Source organism: Bacillota bacterium, assembly GCA_030019365.1.
Classification (GTDB): domain Bacteria; phylum Bacillota; class Sulfobacillia; order JACIYH01; family JACIYH01; genus JACIYH01.
The window spans coordinates 43002-57936 of record JASEFA010000011.1; the positions used below are offsets into that span (position 1 = coordinate 43002).

The following is a 14935-nucleotide window of genomic DNA, read 5'->3' on the forward strand; positions in this document are numbered from 1 at the left end:
AATCACCCCTACCTTATGTTTTGCCGATGCGTGGGTCGGCTCGCAGCCCACACGGGAAACAGATCGCCCAGGGCTCTCTTCATCTCTTCTTCGCTGATACCGGCCGGAGGCAGGCCGGCCGCGAGCAGAACCAGTTCCTGCGCCCGTGCCCGCCAGCGCGTCCAGTCGGCCTGCCCACCGGCAGCCAGGAGCCCGGCCGCCTCCTGCCGCAAATCGCTGCGCATCGAAGCTGCGGCCGCAGCACGTGCCACCCTTATCTCCGCCGCGCGTAAACCGGGGAGCTTCGTGCCCAGGTCCTGTTCTGACATCCACGGGGAGGCGTGGAGGACCCGGGCGGCTTGCTGCACCCGGGGCCCGGCTCCGCCTCTCTGGCAGGTACCGCACAGGAACGGAATCCCCTCCCCACTCAGGTCGCTGCCAGACTCGCTGCGGCTCTCTCCCGGGTCGGCCAGCAGCCCGCACAGGGGGCAACGTTTCCACCCCCGGGCCTCCAGTTCCTGCCGGCGCCGGGCCGCCGCGGCCCGCACCAGCAACCACCGCCTGACGGCGTCACCTCCGAGGGCGGCCTCCAGGGCCTGCCCCTCCTCCTCCCACCCCGCCCCCAATACCGCCGGCTCGGCGTCGGCGCTTCTGCACCCCTGTCCGGCGGTGTTTCTCGCTTCACCCTGCCCGGCCCGGCGGGAACCGCCCAGGGTCGGGTCCACAGCAAAACGGATCTCCCGGATGACCTCGTCACCCAGCCGGGCGTTCAGCCTGGCCATTAGCTGAATGCGCATGAGGGACAGTTCCTGGGCCCAGGTGGAGCTGGATACGCTGACCAGCAGTAGCCCCCGCCGGGCCAGTACGGGACGGGTGTTGCGGGCCGCCGGAGCGCCCACTACCTCCGCCCACACCACCAGGGCCATCCGCTCGCGCACGCCCCGGAAAAGACCCATGCGTTTCAGGGTGCGTTCCAGAGTCACTCCCAGTTGCTCTACACCGCGTCTGGCCACGGATCACCGCCTCCATCCCTGCCTGGGAGGTCGCCATCCAAACTGCGCCCGGGTGGGACTTCGTCCTCCCCCCGCGCTGACACCTGCCCCTCCGCCACCCGGAAGTAATGGGCGACCCTGCCCGGCCACGAGGGAAGGCGATCCGGGGCCACACAAGTAAGGAACACCTGGGTCGATGCGGGGAGCCCAGCAGTCAGGGACTGCTGGCGCCTTTGGTCCAGTTCGGCGAAGACGTCGTCCAGGAGCAGCACGGGTTCGCCCCCCACCCTCTGGCGAAGCAGGGCAAACTGGGCCAGGCGGGCAGCCAGGGCCACGGACCGCTGCTCGCCCCTCGAGCCGTACTGGCGGACCTCGCGGCCGTCCACCGTGAACCAGACGGAATCGCGGTGGGGGCCGGCCAGGGTGACCCCGTACCTGATCTCCTCGCGGCGCCGCCTGGCCAGTTCCTGGCGCAGGGAGCGCTCCCACACTACGGGGTCGGCGGACCCGGCAGAGTCCGGCATCTCCGTCAGGGCGGGCACCCAGGCCATGGCGGCAGCGCCTTCGGCCAGATCGCGGTAGCACCGCTCCAGGAGGGGGTTGAGGGCGTCGAGCACCTGGCTGCGCGCGCTCCAGAGTTGGCCGGCCAGCTCTCCCATCTCCTCGTCCCAGGCCTCCAGCAACTCCCCCCGCAGGTGCCGGGCCTGTGCCTCCCTCAGAAGCTCGTTGCGCTGTTCCAGCGCCCTGGCATAGCGACCCAGGACCTTCTGGTAGGCGGGCTGCACCTGCCCCGCCACCTGATCCAGGAACCGACGCCTGAGGGCTGGCTGCCCGGAAGCAAGTTCCAGGTCTTCCGGAGCAAAGAGCACCAGGGGCAGGATCAGCGCCGCGGTGCGGGCTGGCGCGGCCGCCTCGGGGGTGCTGATGACACAGCCGCGTTGGGGCTGATACGTAGCCCTCAGCCAGGGGGCCACCGTCCCCCGGAGGTCCGCGCGGATGATGAACTCAGCGCCTCCCCTGGTGAGGAGGTCGGCATCGTGAGGGGTGCGGTGGGAGCGCCCGGCCGAAAGGAAGTACAGGGCTTCCAGCAGGTTGGTCTTGCCTGCACCATTGGCTCCGTAAAAGATGTTGATGCCCGGCCCGGGCTGGAGTTCCAGGGCCGCGAAGTTGCGAAAAGAGGACAGGAAGAGCCGGGTTACCTGCACTGCCCCTGGGGGGATCCCACCCGCCACCTCCCCCGTCCCTTCACTTCCACGAGATCGCCGGGGGCCAGCAGGCGCGATCTCCTGGTCTCCACCCGGTCGTTGACCAGGACCTGACCTCCCCGCACCAGGAGCTTGGCCTGCCCCCCGGTCGGGGCGGCCCCGCACCACTTGAGGAAGCTATCCAGCGCAATGGTCGGTGTCAGTATGGGTACCTGCCGCCCGCCTTCACCCACGGCGCTTCCCCCTTGTACCGGCCTTCACCCACGACACTTCCCTCACTGCCGCAAGGGCAGCACGTAGTAACCGTACTGGGTCGAATCGGCCTCCCGCACCAGGCACACCGACTGGGTCCCGGAGGCCGCGAAGAGCATCTGCTCTCCCTCCAGGGCCTCGACGCCGTCCAAAAGGAGGTTGGCGTTGAAGGCGACCTCGAGGGGTTTCCCGTCTATCTGTGCCTCCACTTCCTCCTCCGCCCGTCCCACGGCAGGAGAGCTGGCCGCCACCAGGACACGCCCCTCCCCTATCTGGAGCCTGACGACAGGAAAGCCATCCCGGGAAAGGAGGGCGGTCCGCTCGCAGGCTCCACGAAAGGCGGCGCGATCCATGCGCACCTGGCATATATACTGCCTCGGCATCACCTGCCGGTAGTCGGGGTAGGGGCTGGCCAGCAGGCGGCACACCAGCACTGCCGCCCGCCATTCGAGCCAGACATGGCTTGGACCCACCCGGACGGTCAGCTCTCGTTCGCCGCCGGGCATACGCAGGAGTTGCTGCATGGCCCGAGCCGGGACCACCATGCTGGTCCGCCCTTCGGACAGGGTGATCGCGTCCACCTCCCGGTAAGCCAGCCTGGTACCGTCGGTGGCCACCAGCCGAAGGACATCGCTCCCCGCTTCCCACAACACTCCCGTGAGGGCAGGACGCGACATGTCCTGGGCCGCCGCGAACACCGTCTGCCGGCACCAGACCCTGATCTGGTCGTCGGGCACCCTCACGCCGGCATCCCCAGGAGTTGGGGGCAACTCGGGGTAAGAGGAGGGGTCGTAGCCGTTGATCTCGTAACGCCCGCGGCCCGACAGCACGGTGGCCACGAAAGACGCGGGATCTGTCTGCAGGGCGAGTTCTGGCTCCGTGATGTGGCGAACGATGTCGAAGAAGTAGCGGTAAGGGAGAACGGCGTTGCCCGCCTCTTCGACAACGGCGGCGAGGGAGATGCGCATGGCCATGTCGAGGTCGGTGGTGATGACCGACAGGGTGCCATCTTCCTGCGCCTGCAGGAGAACGGACGACAGGATGGGCACGGTGGTGCGCCCGGGCACGGCGTGGCCGGCCACGGACAGCGCTGTTGCGAGTTCGGAGGGTCTGATGGTGAGGCGCATGTTCTTGCCTCCCTGGGGTTAGGTGGGTCCGGGAACGAGGGTTAGATATGAGCCGTAGTAGTCGTCGGGGTTGTGTATACTGTGGATAACTCGGTGAACAACTTGATACGTGCGGGTTTACGGCTGGGGAAAACCTGTGAGGATGTCGAGGCGAGGGTGGGGTTTGTCGACAGGGGGGAGCGGGAGGGGGACTTATCAACTGCTATCCCCAGGTTGTCCACCGTTCTCCTGGGGATGACGTTGGGAGACCGCCTGGGCGCGCAGACGTTCGGTGAGAGCGGCGACGCTGGCGGCCAGGTCCCGGTCTTCCTGCATCTGCCGGGATATCTTGTCGCAAGCGTGCAGCACGGTGGTATGGTCGCGGCCGCCGAACTCCTCGCCGATGCGCGGGAGGGAGAGGTCGGTCAGTTCGCGGCAGAGGTACATGGCTACCTGGCGGGGGAAGGCTACCGCCTGGGTGCGCTTCTTGGCTGTGAGGTCGGCGGGTCGGATGCCGTAGTAGTCGCAGACTGCCTGCTGGATGGTGGCGGGCGTTATCTTTTGGGAGCGCTCGTTGGGGGAAAGGTCGCGCAGCACCGTTTCCGCCATGGAGATGGTGATGGGCAGCCGGTTGAGGGAGGCGAAGGCGACTGTGCGGATGAGGGCGCCCTCGAGCTGGCGGATGTTACTTTCGATCTGGGTGGCGATATAGAGCATGACGTCGTTCGGCACGGAAAAGCCCTCGATCTGGGCTTTCTTGCGCAGGATGGCTACGCGCGTTTCCAGGTCGGGGGGCTGAATGTCTGAGGTGAGGCCCCACTCGAACCGGGAACGCAGCCGTTCTTCCAGGGTGGGGATGTCACGGGGGGGCCGGTCGCTGGAGACGACGATCTGCTTGGAGGCTTCGTAGAGGGTGTTGAAGGTGTGGAAGAACTCTTCCTGGGTGCGCTCCTTGCCGGCGATGAACTGGATGTCGTCGATGAGCAGGACGTCTACGGCCCGGTACCGGCTGCGGAACTGGGCGGTGGTTGCGTCGCGGATGGCATCGATGAGATGGTTGCCGAATGCCTCGGCGGATATGTAGAGGATGCGCAGGCGGGGGAACCCGGCCGTGACGAGGTGGCCGATGGCGTGCATGAGGTGGGTCTTCCCCAGGCCTACGCCGCCGTAGAGGAAGAGGGGGTTGTAGACGCGGCCGGGGGATTCGGCTACGGCCTGGCAGGCGGCGTGGGCAAACCGGTTGCAGTTGCCCACGACGAAGGTATCGAAAGTGTACTTGGGGTTCAGGCGGGACGACCCGTCCTCTCCCGGCTGAGCCGGGCGGGGGGAGGCGGGGGTGGGGGCGGGGTCGGGAGCCGGGGCGGCGGCCTGGTGGCCTGTGTCGGGCACGATCAGTTCCAGTTGCAGGGGCCTGGAGGCGGCCTGCGAGAGCGCCCGGCAAATCGGGGTCCGGTACCGGGGCCGTATGTAGTCACGGGTGAACTCGTTGGGGGCCGCCAGCACCACGGTATCGTCGGCCATAGCCAGGGGGACGAGGGGCTTGATGAAGCGCTCGATGGTGGGTGAGCCGAACTCGCGCTCCAGGAGGGAGAGCGCACGATCCCAGAGTTGGTCCAGTTCGGGCGTCACGGTATCCCCCCCAAGGTATGGTCTGGTATCCCAGAGGTGTGCATATTGGCTATGAGGAACTGCATATGGGGCGCGGATGAGGTTTGCGGCACCTGGCCGGGGCCCAGGAGAGGAGCAGGGCTGCGCATAGCCTATCAACAGCTTGTCCCCAGGGTTATCCACAGCCTGTGTATAAGACAGTTACGCGGGGAGCCGAGTCGGGCTTCCCGCAACTCTTATCATAGCAAAAGGAGGGACGGGCTGGCAAGGGGGTGAGGCCGGTTTCTCGGGGCTCGTCCCCGGTCGTCTGCGGGCGGGTAGCTGGCAGGGCCGTGGTGGCTCTCGCGCCCGTGCTGGCTTTCCGGGCCCGTGCTGGCTTTCGTTGACACCCGGGGGGTGGTTCTTTATAATGGCTTTGATTTTGGCCTGGAGAGGTCGGGAAGAACTACCGTGAAGAGAACGTATCAACCCAAGCGCCGGCATCGGCGCCGAGTGCATGGCTTTCTGCGGCGCATGCGGACCCCGGGGGGCAGGCGGGTGCTCGCCAGGAGAAGGGCCAGGGGTCGCAAGCGGGTGGGCGTCAGCTAGCGGCCGGCGACGATGCTTCCCAGGCAGGAAAGGCTTACCCGCAACGGCGAATTCAGGGAAGTGCGCCGCCGGGGGCGGCGGTACACGGCGACGGGGCTGGTCGTCTATTTCCTGGCCGGCCGTGCGGTGGCAAGGGTCGGGTTCCGGATCCCCCGCCGGGTGGGCACGGCGGTGGTGCGCAACCGGGTGCGTCGGTTGCTGCGGGAGGCGTATCGCCAGCTACGGGCCGAGGCCTGCGCAGGGGACTATGTGGTGATAGCCCGGGAGGAATCGGCCGGAATGGGTATTCTGGAGTTGAGGGAAGCCCTGCGCGAGGTACTGAAGAAGGCGGAGGCGGATGCCGGTAACTGAGATTTGGCGAAAGCATGTTCTGGTCCTGGCCGCCCGGGTGGAGATGGCGGCCCGGTGGATCGTGGTGGGCCTGATATGGCTGTACCGGGTGCTGGTCTCTCCGGTGCTGCCCGGCACCTGTCGGTTCCAGCCCAGTTGCTCCGTGTATGCGGAGCAGGCCGTCAAGCGTCACGGACTGATCAGGGGGGGCGTGCTCGCGGGCAGGAGGCTGTTCCGGTGTCACCCCTGGCATCCCGGGGGATATGATCCCGTGCCCTGAATGACGGGAGAGGGGGTAAGGGGTTGAAGTGGCTTGCTGACCTGCTGACCGAGGGCATAGCGCTCTTCTACTCGTGGACTGGCAGTTACGGGCTGGCCATCATCCTGCTCACGGTGGCGGTTCGCCTCATCCTGCTGCCGGTGGCGTGGAGCGGAGCCGTATCCACGGCGCGGATGCAGGCGCTGGGACCCGAGATGGAAGAGTTGCGCCGGCGGTATCGCAACGAGCCCCGGAAGTTGAACGAAGCCCAGCTGGAGCTGTGGCGACGACACGGAGTGAACCCGTTCGCCGGTTGCCTTTCCATGGTGATCGAATTCCCCGTGATCATCGCTCTCTTTCAAGCGCTCAGTCACTTGCAGTACGCGGGAGGGGCCTCGTTCCTCTGGGTTCCCCACCTGGCGCGGCCGGACCCCTACTACGTGTTGCCCACCCTGGCGGCCGCTGCCACTTACTGGCAGGCCCGGGTGTCGACGCCGCCATCGGCAGGCGGGGGGACGGGGATGATGCTCCTGAGTCTGGCGATGGGTCCGGCCATGATGTTTTATTTCACCGCGAGGTACGGGGCGGGGCTGGGACTTTACTGGACCCTGAGCACGGCACTGCGGGCTTTGCAGCAGTACCTGACGCCGCAGGCCCGACGGGGTAGAGGGGGAGCGCCAGGTGAGGAGAATCGAGAAGAGGGGTCGCACGGTGGACGAGGCCGTGCAGGCGGCTCTCAAGGAACTGGGCGTGGGTCCGGACGAGGCCGAGGTGGAAGTGCTGGATGAGGGTCGGCGGGGCTTCCTGGGACTGGGCGGCAGGGAAGCGCTGGTGCGGGTGACGCGCAGGCGGCGCGCGGACCGCTTTGCTGCCGGGCTGGTGCAGGACATCCTGCGCAGCATGGGTGTGGAGGGGCAGGTGAAGACCGAAGAGAGAGACGGGCAGTTCTGGCTCGAGGTGGAAGGGGATGACGTGGGAGCCCTCATCGGTCACCGGGGGCGCACCCTCGATGCGCTCGAGTATCTGGTGAACGTGGCAGTGTCCAGAGAGTGCGGGGGCAGGGAGCGCCTGACGGTGGATGTGGCCGGGTATCGGGGCCGGCGGGCAGAGGCGGTGAGGGGGATGGCGCTGCGGGCGGCGGAGAGGGTGCGTCGGACCGGGCGCCCGGCGACACTGGAGCCGATGACGGCGCGAGAGCGCAAGCTGGTGCACCTCGCCCTGCAAGGCGACCCGCAGGTGGTGACCCGTTCGGAGGGAGAAGAGCCCTTCCGCAAGATTGTGATCGCGAAGAAGGATTGACGCCCGGGTGGGGTCCCGGGTTGCAGGCGGGAGGAGGTGGCAGAGGAGAGGTGTGCCTGAATCGCGCTGGGGGGGCACGCTGACGGCTCTGATCAAGGAGGGGGCACGGGCCCTGGGTATCTACCTGGCGGGGCCCGCGACAGAGAGGCTTGTGCTTTACGGGGCTTTGCTGCAGGAGGCAGGGAGACGGGCGGGTTTTCGCCCGGCAGATGACGCCCGCATTCTGGTGGGAAAGCACCTCCTGGATGGGGCCACATGTTTGCTGGCCACGGACTACCCCAGGGGAGCTACGGTCGTGGATGTGGGTAGCGGGGTGGGGCTGCCCGGTCTGGTGGTGGCCATCTGTCGACCGGGTGCGCAGGTGGTGCTGGTCGAGCCGCGGGGCAGGAGAGCGGGCTTTCTGCGCTGGGCGGTGTGGCAGTTGGAACTCGGGAATGTGAGGGTGGTACGTGCGCGCGCGGAGCAGCTGGCCCTCGCGGGAGAGAGATTCCAGCGGGTGCTGGCCCGAGCCCTGGCTCCATATGGTGTTGCGGCGAGGCTGTGTCTTCCCCTGGCGGCCGCGGGCGGTGAGTTCATAGCCATGCTGGGGCCGCGGGGGGAAGAGGAGGCCGTGGCAGCAGGCGAAGAGACGGGCAAGGCGGGCGGCGTGGTGAAAAGGGTGGTCAGGCTGGACCTGCCGTGGGGCATGGGGCGGAGGGTGCTGGTGGTGGTGGGGAGGGAGCAGGAGGAGTAGGCATCAGGAAGGAACTGGGTAGGGGGGAGGTGGACGGTTGAGACTGGGACGGGCACGGGCTGCTGGGGGCACCAGGACGGTGAGGCGGGTGGTGGAGGTGCCCGTGGACCTGGTGGCCTCAGGTCCTTATCAGCCCCGCCGGGACGGCGATGACGTCGAGGACCTGTCTTCGTCCATCCGCGAGCACGGTTTGCTGCAGCCGGTGGTTTTGCGGCGTACGACGGCCGGATATGAGGTGGTGGCGGGACATAGAAGGCTGAGAGCGGCGCGGGAGGCGGGCCTGTCCCGGGTGCCGGCGGTGGTGACGGAGTGTTCGGATGCCGAGGCCGCCGTCCTGGGGCTGGTGGAGAACCTGCAGCGAGAGGGACTGAGCCCAGTGGAGGAGGCGGAGGCGTACCGGCGCATCCTGGAGGAGTTCCACCTCACCCAGGAGGAACTGGCACGCACCGTGGGATTGAGCCAGGCCACTGTTGCGAACCGCTTGCGGTTGTTGCGATTGCCGGAGGAGGTTAGGGACGCGCTGCACCGGGGGGTGATCACGGAGAGACACGGGCGCGCGCTGTTGCGGCTGGAAGACGATGAGGAGATCGTGCGTGCGTTCCGTATGGTGGCAGAGAGCGAGCTGAGGGTGCAGGATACGGAGCACCTGGTCGATGAGCTGCTGGGCGAAGGAAAGGGAGCCGGTGCCGAAGAAGGAAAGAGAGGGAGGCGGCGGCTGGCGGCGCTTCGGGACTTGAGGATATTCCTCAATACGTTTCGGTCAGCGGTGCAGGCCCTGCAGCAGGCGGGCGTTCCCGCGCGCATCGAGGAGCGGGATACGGGGCAGGAACTGGTGGTTACGGTGTACATAGGGCGGCCCGGGCTGGGTGCAGGGGTGGCCAGGAGGAGCGGTGGCCAGGGTATGGGCGGTTGCTAACCAGAAAGGCGGGGTGGGGAAGACCACCACGGTGGTGAACCTGGCGGCATGCCTGGCGGCGCTGGGGCATGCTGTGCTCACGGTTGATTGTGACCCCCAGGGGCATTGCACGACCGGGTTGGGCGTGGACAAGAGAGGATTGGCGGGAACCCTCTACCAGGTGCTGGCGGGAGCACGGACCATGAGGCAGGTGAAGGTGCGGACGCCCTGGGGGGTCGATGTGGTACCCGCCACGGTGGATCTGGCAGGGGCGGAAGTGGAGCTGGTGGGAGCGCCGGAGCGGGAGCAGCGGCTGCGCGACGCCCTGGGGGAAGTGGGGGAGGACTACGGGTTTGTGTTCATCGATTGTCCGCCTTCGTTGGGGTTGCTCACCGTGAACGCGCTGGTGGCGGCGGAGGGGGTGGTGGTACCCATCCAGTGCGAGTACTACGCCCTGGAGGGGTTGGGCCAGCTGGTGCGCACCATTCAGTTGGTGCGAAGGAGTTACAATCCGCCGTTGCACCTGCAGGGCGTTATCCTGACCATGTTCGACAGCCGCACGAACCTGTCCGCCCAGGTGGCGGCTGAGGTGAGGAAGTACTTCCGCGATAGAGTCTATGAGACGGTGATACCGCGGAGCGTGAGGTTGTCCGAGGCCCCCAGCCACGGGCAACCGATCAACTGGTACGACCCGCGATCACGGGCGGCGGAGAGCTACATGGCACTGGCCAAGGAGGTATTGTCCCGTGAGTGCGGGTGCTAAGCGAGGCCTGGGCAAGGGGCTGGGCGCGCTTCTTCCCCAGGAGGGGCAGGTGCAGGACATACCGGTGGAGCAGGTGCGGCCCGCCCCCGGTCAGCCCCGGCAGAAGGTGGCTGAGGAGGGGCTGGCGGAGCTGGCCCAGTCTGTACGCGCCCACGGCGTGTTGCAGCCGGTGCTGGTGCGACCGGTGTCGGGCGGGTATGAGCTGGTGGCCGGGGAGCGCAGGTGGCGGGCGGCGGTAATGGCCGGACTGAGCAGCATCCCCGCGATCGTGAGGGACGTGGGCGAGGCAGAGCGGCTGGAACTGGCGCTGGTGGAGAACCTGCAGCGTCAGGACCTGAATCCGATGGAGGAGGCGGGTGGCTTCCGCCAGCTGATGGAGCGGTTTGGATACACCCAGGAGCAGCTGGCGGCGCGGGTGGGAAAGAGCCGCTCGTATGTGGCGAACGCGCTGCGGCTGCTAGGCCTGGCGCCGGCTGTACAGGAGATGGTGGAGGCGGGGAGGCTGAGCGCGGGACATGCGCGGGCACTTCTGGCGATCAGCGAGCAGGGGCTGCAGGTTGCAACGGCGGAAAGCCTGGTGCGGCGCGGGGCATCTGTCCGGCAGGCAGAAGAGATGGTCCGGCGGGAGGTGGGGCAGGGCGCGCGCCGGCGCGCACCCAGGGGTACGGGCTCCTGGGGAACGTGGGAGGATCGGCTGCGCCAGACCCTGGGCACCAAGGTGTTCATTCGGGGGGACGAGGCAAGGGGCCGCATAGAGATCCAGTACTTCAGCCGGCAGGACCTCGAGCGGTTGCTGGAGATGCTGGTGGGGAGACCGCGGGCCATGGGGAGATAGGGTGTTTCACGTGAAACATGGTGCGCGGCCGTCCTGTGCCACCGGCGTGGTCGGGGTCTGCTCCGTGCGGTTGCGGAAGGAACGAGATGGCCTCCTGGGAGGCCCACCGGGCTCGCCCGGTCCCGACGGCAGGAAGGGGTAGCGGGGAGGAAAAGGGGACCCGGCCGGCGAAGTGGGTAGCTACCACCAGGGGAGTGGGGTGGAAAGGGTGAGCAAGACCCCGAGGTCACGCCTGGTGACCATCATGCTCGTGCCCCACTTCGGGGAACGTACATATCAGATAAGGTTGCCCGTGCGCTTTTTCCGCAGGCTCCTTGCCGCTGTCATTCTGCTCTGCGCGATGATCGTCGGGCTTCTTCAATCCTATTCCATCATGCAGGGCAACATGCAGGAGTTGGCCAGGCTGCGGCATGAGACGTCGACCCAGCGGTCCCTGCTGCAATCCCTCTCCGGGCGGGCAATGGCCATGCAGGAGCGGGAGGCCCGGGTTGCCGATCTCGAAGGGCGAGTGCGGGCCCTGATCGAGGAGGACAGTTTCCTCCCCGCTCACGTCAAGGCCCAACTGCTGGGGGCTTTGGGCGGGAAGCGTTCACGCGAGAGCGGCGCCTCCGCCGCCAGTTCGGGAGCAAAGCCTGCTGCACTACCACAGGAGGAAGCGGTGCTCGACGGGGCCGAGGGGGGCGGGTATGGCCTACCACCCGCCTCCCCCCCGTCCCCGGAAAGTCTTCGCCGGGCGGTTCCGTTGTCCAGCCGGGCTATGAGCCGGATGGGGGGGCCGGTTGCTGCCGGCGCGGGCGCCGGTGCCTCGGTGGCCGCTGCCCTCTCTCCGTCCGGTACGGAAGCGGAAGGACCGCTGACGGATGGGCATGGGTCAGGCCCGTGGCTGGGGGATGAGTTGGGGGGTGACCTTGCCCGGGCGACCTCCAGCGCTGACGCCGCCGTGGATCGACTGGCCTCGCTGGAGCAGGTCCTGGCCCGGCGGCAGGACGTGCTGCTGTCTCTTCCGCAATGCATGCCGGTGATGGGCCGGCTCACTTCAGGGTTCGGATACCGCCGCTCCCCCTTCGGCCGGCGGCTGGAGTTTCATGAGGGAGTGGATCTGGCAGCGCCGCGGGGGACGCCGGTACGGGTGGTGGCTGACGGCGTGGTGGTCTTCGCCGGATACAAGCCCGGTCTCGGGCGAACGGTGACTGTGGATCACGGAAACGGCATCCAGACGGTGTACGGTCACCACTCCAGCCTGATGGTAAGAGCGGGTCAGCACGTGAAGGCCGGCGACGTCGTCGCTGCGGTGGGGGATACCGGCCGGGCCACGGGTGACCACCTGCACTTCGAGCTGCACTTCAACGGACGGGTCGTCGATCCCTGGCCTTACCTGCAACGGTTGGGAGGAGGCGGCTGATGCTGGCCAGGAAGGCAGAACGTCCTAACCCGGACAGCGTTGACACTGTGATTGGTAAGTCCACCTTCATTCAGGGGACGTTGACTTCCCAGGGAACCCTGCGTGTGGATGGTCGCCTCGAGGGGGAGATAATAGGAGACGGCGACGTCTTCATAGGCCAGGACGCCCGCGTGGTGGCGAAGATCAAGGCTCGCCACGTGGTGCTGGCCGGGCACGTGGACGGTGACGTGGAGGCGGCGGGGAAGCTGGAAATCGGCGCTACCGGGGTCCTGGTGGGCAACGTGAAGGTTTCGCAGCTGGTGGTCGAGGAAGGAGGCGTTCTGGAGGGCTCCAGCAGCTTCCGTCGCCGTCAGGAGGACAAGGGGTCCGCTGGCGAGGGCAGTTGACATGTTTGCCGATCGGGAAGAGGCCGGAACTCTCTTGGGGGAGCGTGTGGCAGCCCTCCACCTGGCGCGGCCGCTGGTTCTCGGTGTGGCCCGGGGCGGGGTGGTGGTGGCCGCCCGGGTAGCGCAAGCCTTGGGTGCTCCCCTGGACGTGGTGGTTCCGCGGAAGATCGGTGCTCCCCGCAACCCTGAACTGGCTATCGGGGCCGTGGGTCCGGATGGCGAGGTGGTCGTCGATGGGGAGCTGGCGGATCTGGTGGGGGCGAGTCCTGCGTACATAGCCCTCGAGTCCCGGCGGCAGGCAGAAGAGGTGCGACGCCGCCTCGGGATGTACCGCCGGGAGTTGCCCCCTCTCGATCCCGAGGCGATGGATGTCGTCGTGGTCGATGACGGGGTGGCTACCGGACACACGGTGCTGGTGGCCGTGCGCGCTCTGCGCTCGCGGAGGCCGGCCTCCCTCACCGTTGCCGTGCCCGTTGCCCCACCGGAGGCTGTTCCCCGCCTCCGGGCCGAGGTGGACCGGGTGGTGTGCCTATCCACGCCTTCCCCCTTTTACGCGGTCGGCCAGTTCTACCGGTACTTCCCCCAGGTGAGCGACGAGGAAGTGGGTGAACTCCTCCGAACGCATAGGCTCCGGCCACCCGAACCAGAATAGGGTGGAGGTGAACCTGTGACGCTGCGCGGGGAAGACGCCCCTGCCGTGGCCGTGGAGACGGCCCTGACGCCCGTGGCGGATCTACTGCGGAGGGAGGGCTTTCGGGTGGTGCCGCTGCGCACCCCCGTCCCCGAGGGTGTGGGAGCGGTGGTGACCACGGCCGGCGACATAGACCTCACGGGTATGCAGGACATCAAGACTGCCAGTCCGGTTATCGCGGCTGCGGGCAAGGCACCGGAGCAGATCCTTGAAGAAGTGCGGCGGGCGGTGAGGTTGCGTGGTGGCCCGCCCGAGGAAAGATCAGGGTAAGGGCGCCGGCGATAACCAGGGCCATTTTGAATACCAGCCACAGTCGTGTGTTTTGCAGCACCACGTATTCCATGTGACCGGCCACGTTCACCGTGCCGGTCATATGTATATCGCCGACTTCCGGGAGAACCTTGTTCACGCCAGCTCCCGGCCGGATGCAGCCCCTGCCCAGCACGATGCTGCCCACCTGTTCGGTCGTTCCCAGGCAGGCATCCACGGCGACTACCGGCCTCAGTCCCAGCTCGCGCAGGTTCTCGGCCACGCGAGTCAGGTTGGCGGCATGCACGGGGTGCTGGAGGGTGCCCCACACTTCCACACCCACCTGGTACTCCTGCAGGAGGGTGCCGACCAGGGGCCCCAGGGCGTCCCCCGTGGACCGGTCCGTGCCGATGCACAGGATGGCGGGCCTGGTCCCGGAGATGTGCTGGCAAAGGGCGGCAAGGCGAGCCGCCAGGGCGTGTTCTGCTCCGGGCTGGTGCACGCTCACGCGGAAGGCGTCCTTATCCTGCAGATCGAGGGGGAAAGCCAATCTCACTCCCCGCAGTGAGAAGTATATATGCGGGTGCACTTCCCTATGCGCCCGGCCCGTGCCCCCGCCGGGGAGGAGGGGGGGGCCCCACCGGCGAAGAACGGAGCCGGTGGAAGCCATGGAAGGGCGGCAGGCCCGCGCAGTTCCCGTCTGGGTGGTTGTGCCTGTGGTGGCTGCATCACTGGGGTGCTGGCACCTGGGCGCACCGTACCTTGCCGACATCTCTCCGGTGGTGCAGGCCGCTGCGAGCTTCCTCATGGTGGGAGTCCTGGGCATCACCGCCCGCTACGTGGCCGCACGCCGGCCCATAGTGTTCTTCCAGGACATTCTGACCGAGCTGGGCGTGTACGCTGTGGCCGGCGGGGCGTCTGGCGTGCTGATCCTGTTCCTGGAGGGGCGGTGGGGCGTGAGGGCGAGTCCCGTTTTGCCTGCGGTCGCCGTTTACGTCGCTCTCACCTTTCTCTTCGATCGGCGGGCCTCTTAGCCAGAAACCCGTGTGCACATAACGTGTTAACGATGAATAGCCTGCAGTGGGAGCGCGCGCAGCAGGCAGGTGATCCATCTCCTCGTCCCTTTTGGGGACGAGGGGCAGGAGGTTGATATCCTTGGCGGATGTACGACCGGGCGAGGCCGGGATCGCCGAGGAGAAGAGCTTTCAGGGCGGGGAACTGGCCCGCGCCTATGTTCCCGTCCAGATCTACACGCGGCGTCTGGATCCGGCCGAGGGTTGGAAGGCAGGCACCATATTCCCCGAGTTGATACGTCCCTACACGCCGGCACCCCGCCGGGTGCGCAGGCGGAGGTAGCAGGGAG

The 14935-nt window shown here is 67.4% G+C and carries 20 protein-coding genes; 14 read left to right on the plus strand and 6 right to left on the minus strand.

Going from position 1 to position 14935, the window contains the following annotated elements; genetic code table 11:
- Window positions 1-8: 8 nt before the first annotated feature.
- From QME70_12385 to dnaA, 5 genes are all read right to left on the minus strand, one after another.
- Window positions 9-992 (minus strand): DUF721 domain-containing protein, encoded by a 984-nt coding sequence (locus QME70_12385; GenBank protein MDI6895365.1) that lies wholly within the window; start codon window positions 990-992, stop codon window positions 9-11.
- A complete protein-coding gene (locus QME70_12390) occupies window positions 974-2203 on the minus strand; it encodes a DNA replication/repair protein RecF (GenBank protein ID MDI6895366.1) in 1230 nt (409 codons plus the stop codon). Before QME70_12390 ends, QME70_12385 begins: the two co-directional genes overlap by 19 nt.
- Window positions 2167-2409, minus strand: coding sequence for an RNA-binding S4 domain-containing protein (locus QME70_12395; protein ID MDI6895367.1), 243 nt, complete (start codon window positions 2407-2409; stop codon window positions 2167-2169). The genes QME70_12390 and QME70_12395 overlap by 37 nt, the downstream gene beginning before the upstream one ends.
- Window positions 2410-2451: 42 nt before the next feature.
- Entirely contained in the window at window positions 2452-3555 is a 1104-nt protein-coding gene (gene dnaN, locus QME70_12400; protein MDI6895368.1) for a DNA polymerase III subunit beta, read from the minus strand.
- Between the two features lie 195 nt (window positions 3556-3750).
- The gene (dnaA, locus tag QME70_12405) at window positions 3751-5163 is read right to left on the minus strand and encodes a chromosomal replication initiator protein DnaA (GenBank protein ID MDI6895369.1); all 1413 of its coding nucleotides are present in this window, start codon (window positions 5161-5163) and stop codon (window positions 3751-3753) included.
- Between the two features lie 429 nt (window positions 5164-5592).
- Here dnaA and rpmH point away from each other — a divergent pair, with 429 nt between their 5' ends.
- The 12 genes from rpmH (at window position 5593) to QME70_12465 (ending at window position 13284) form a co-directional block, all read left to right on the plus strand.
- A complete protein-coding gene (gene rpmH / locus QME70_12410) occupies window positions 5593-5730 on the plus strand; it encodes a 50S ribosomal protein L34 (protein ID MDI6895370.1) in 138 nt (45 codons plus the stop codon).
- Window positions 5731-5742: 12 nt separating this feature from the next.
- Entirely contained in the window at window positions 5743-6081 is a 339-nt protein-coding gene (gene rnpA, locus QME70_12415) for a ribonuclease P protein component (protein ID MDI6895371.1), read from the plus strand.
- Between the two features lie 43 nt (window positions 6082-6124).
- Window positions 6125-6340 carry a membrane protein insertion efficiency factor YidD gene (yidD, locus tag QME70_12420; protein MDI6895372.1) on the plus strand — a complete coding sequence of 72 codons (216 nt, stop codon included), beginning with the start codon at window positions 6125-6127 and terminating at the stop codon, window positions 6338-6340.
- A 23-nt stretch (window positions 6341-6363) separates the two neighbouring features.
- On the plus strand, window positions 6364-7107 hold the full coding sequence (locus QME70_12425; protein ID MDI6895373.1) for a YidC/Oxa1 family membrane protein insertase: 744 nt from the start codon (window positions 6364-6366) through the stop codon (window positions 7105-7107).
- Window positions 7031-7618, plus strand: a complete 588-nt coding sequence (gene jag / locus QME70_12430; GenBank protein ID MDI6895374.1) for an RNA-binding cell elongation regulator Jag/EloR — start codon at window positions 7031-7033, stop codon at window positions 7616-7618. The genes QME70_12425 and jag overlap by 77 nt, the downstream gene beginning before the upstream one ends.
- Window positions 7619-7670: 52 nt before the next feature.
- Window positions 7671-8351, plus strand: a complete 681-nt coding sequence (locus QME70_12435) for a 16S rRNA (guanine(527)-N(7))-methyltransferase RsmG (GenBank protein ID MDI6895375.1) — start codon at window positions 7671-7673, stop codon at window positions 8349-8351.
- Window positions 8352-8388: 37 nt separating this feature from the next.
- Entirely contained in the window at window positions 8389-9267 is an 879-nt protein-coding gene (locus QME70_12440) for a ParB/RepB/Spo0J family partition protein (protein ID MDI6895376.1), read from the plus strand.
- Window positions 9242-10009 carry a ParA family protein gene (locus tag QME70_12445; GenBank protein ID MDI6895377.1) on the plus strand — a complete coding sequence of 256 codons (768 nt, stop codon included), beginning with the start codon at window positions 9242-9244 and terminating at the stop codon, window positions 10007-10009. Before QME70_12440 ends, QME70_12445 begins: the two co-directional genes overlap by 26 nt.
- On the plus strand, window positions 9993-10844 hold the full coding sequence (locus tag QME70_12450) for a ParB/RepB/Spo0J family partition protein (GenBank protein MDI6895378.1): 852 nt from the start codon (window positions 9993-9995) through the stop codon (window positions 10842-10844). Before QME70_12445 ends, QME70_12450 begins: the two co-directional genes overlap by 17 nt.
- A gap of 208 nt (window positions 10845-11052) precedes the next feature.
- Window positions 11053-12246, plus strand: coding sequence for a M23 family metallopeptidase (locus QME70_12455; GenBank protein MDI6895379.1), 1194 nt, complete (start codon window positions 11053-11055; stop codon window positions 12244-12246).
- Window positions 12246-12632, plus strand: a complete 387-nt coding sequence (locus tag QME70_12460) for a polymer-forming cytoskeletal protein (protein ID MDI6895380.1) — start codon at window positions 12246-12248, stop codon at window positions 12630-12632. Before QME70_12455 ends, QME70_12460 begins: the two co-directional genes overlap by 1 nt.
- Before the next feature lies 1 nt (window position 12633).
- A complete protein-coding gene (locus tag QME70_12465; GenBank protein ID MDI6895381.1) occupies window positions 12634-13284 on the plus strand; it encodes a phosphoribosyltransferase family protein in 651 nt (216 codons plus the stop codon).
- Between the two features lie 211 nt (window positions 13285-13495).
- Here the strand turns inward: QME70_12465 and yyaC are convergent, their stop codons facing one another.
- The gene (gene yyaC / locus QME70_12470) at window positions 13496-14122 is read right to left on the minus strand and encodes a spore protease YyaC (protein ID MDI6895382.1); all 627 of its coding nucleotides are present in this window, start codon (window positions 14120-14122) and stop codon (window positions 13496-13498) included.
- Window positions 14123-14288: 166 nt separating this feature from the next.
- Between yyaC and QME70_12475 the strand changes: the two genes are divergently transcribed.
- Window positions 14289-14606 (plus strand): hypothetical protein, encoded by a 318-nt coding sequence (locus tag QME70_12475; GenBank protein ID MDI6895383.1) that lies wholly within the window; start codon window positions 14289-14291, stop codon window positions 14604-14606.
- 121 nt (window positions 14607-14727) lie between these two features.
- A complete protein-coding gene (locus tag QME70_12480) occupies window positions 14728-14928 on the plus strand; it encodes a spore coat associated protein CotJA (protein MDI6895384.1) in 201 nt (66 codons plus the stop codon).
- Window positions 14929-14935: the final 7 nt, after the last annotated feature.

Bases quoted from the DNA above. Each gene is read 5' to 3' on its own strand.
- QME70_12465 (MDI6895381.1), top strand. From the start codon at position 12,634: ATGTTTGCCGATCGGGAAGAGGCCGGAACTCTCTTGGGGGAGCGTGTG.
- yidD (MDI6895372.1), top strand. From the start codon at position 6,125: ATGGCGGCCCGGTGGATCGTGGTGGGCCTGATATGGCTGTACCGGGTG.
- rnpA (MDI6895371.1), top strand. From the start codon at position 5,743: ATGCTTCCCAGGCAGGAAAGGCTTACCCGCAACGGCGAATTCAGGGAA.
- dnaN (MDI6895368.1), bottom strand. From the start codon at position 3,555: ATGCGCCTCACCATCAGACCCTCCGAACTCGCAACAGCGCTGTCCGTG.
- QME70_12460 (MDI6895380.1), top strand. From the start codon at position 12,246: ATGCTGGCCAGGAAGGCAGAACGTCCTAACCCGGACAGCGTTGACACT.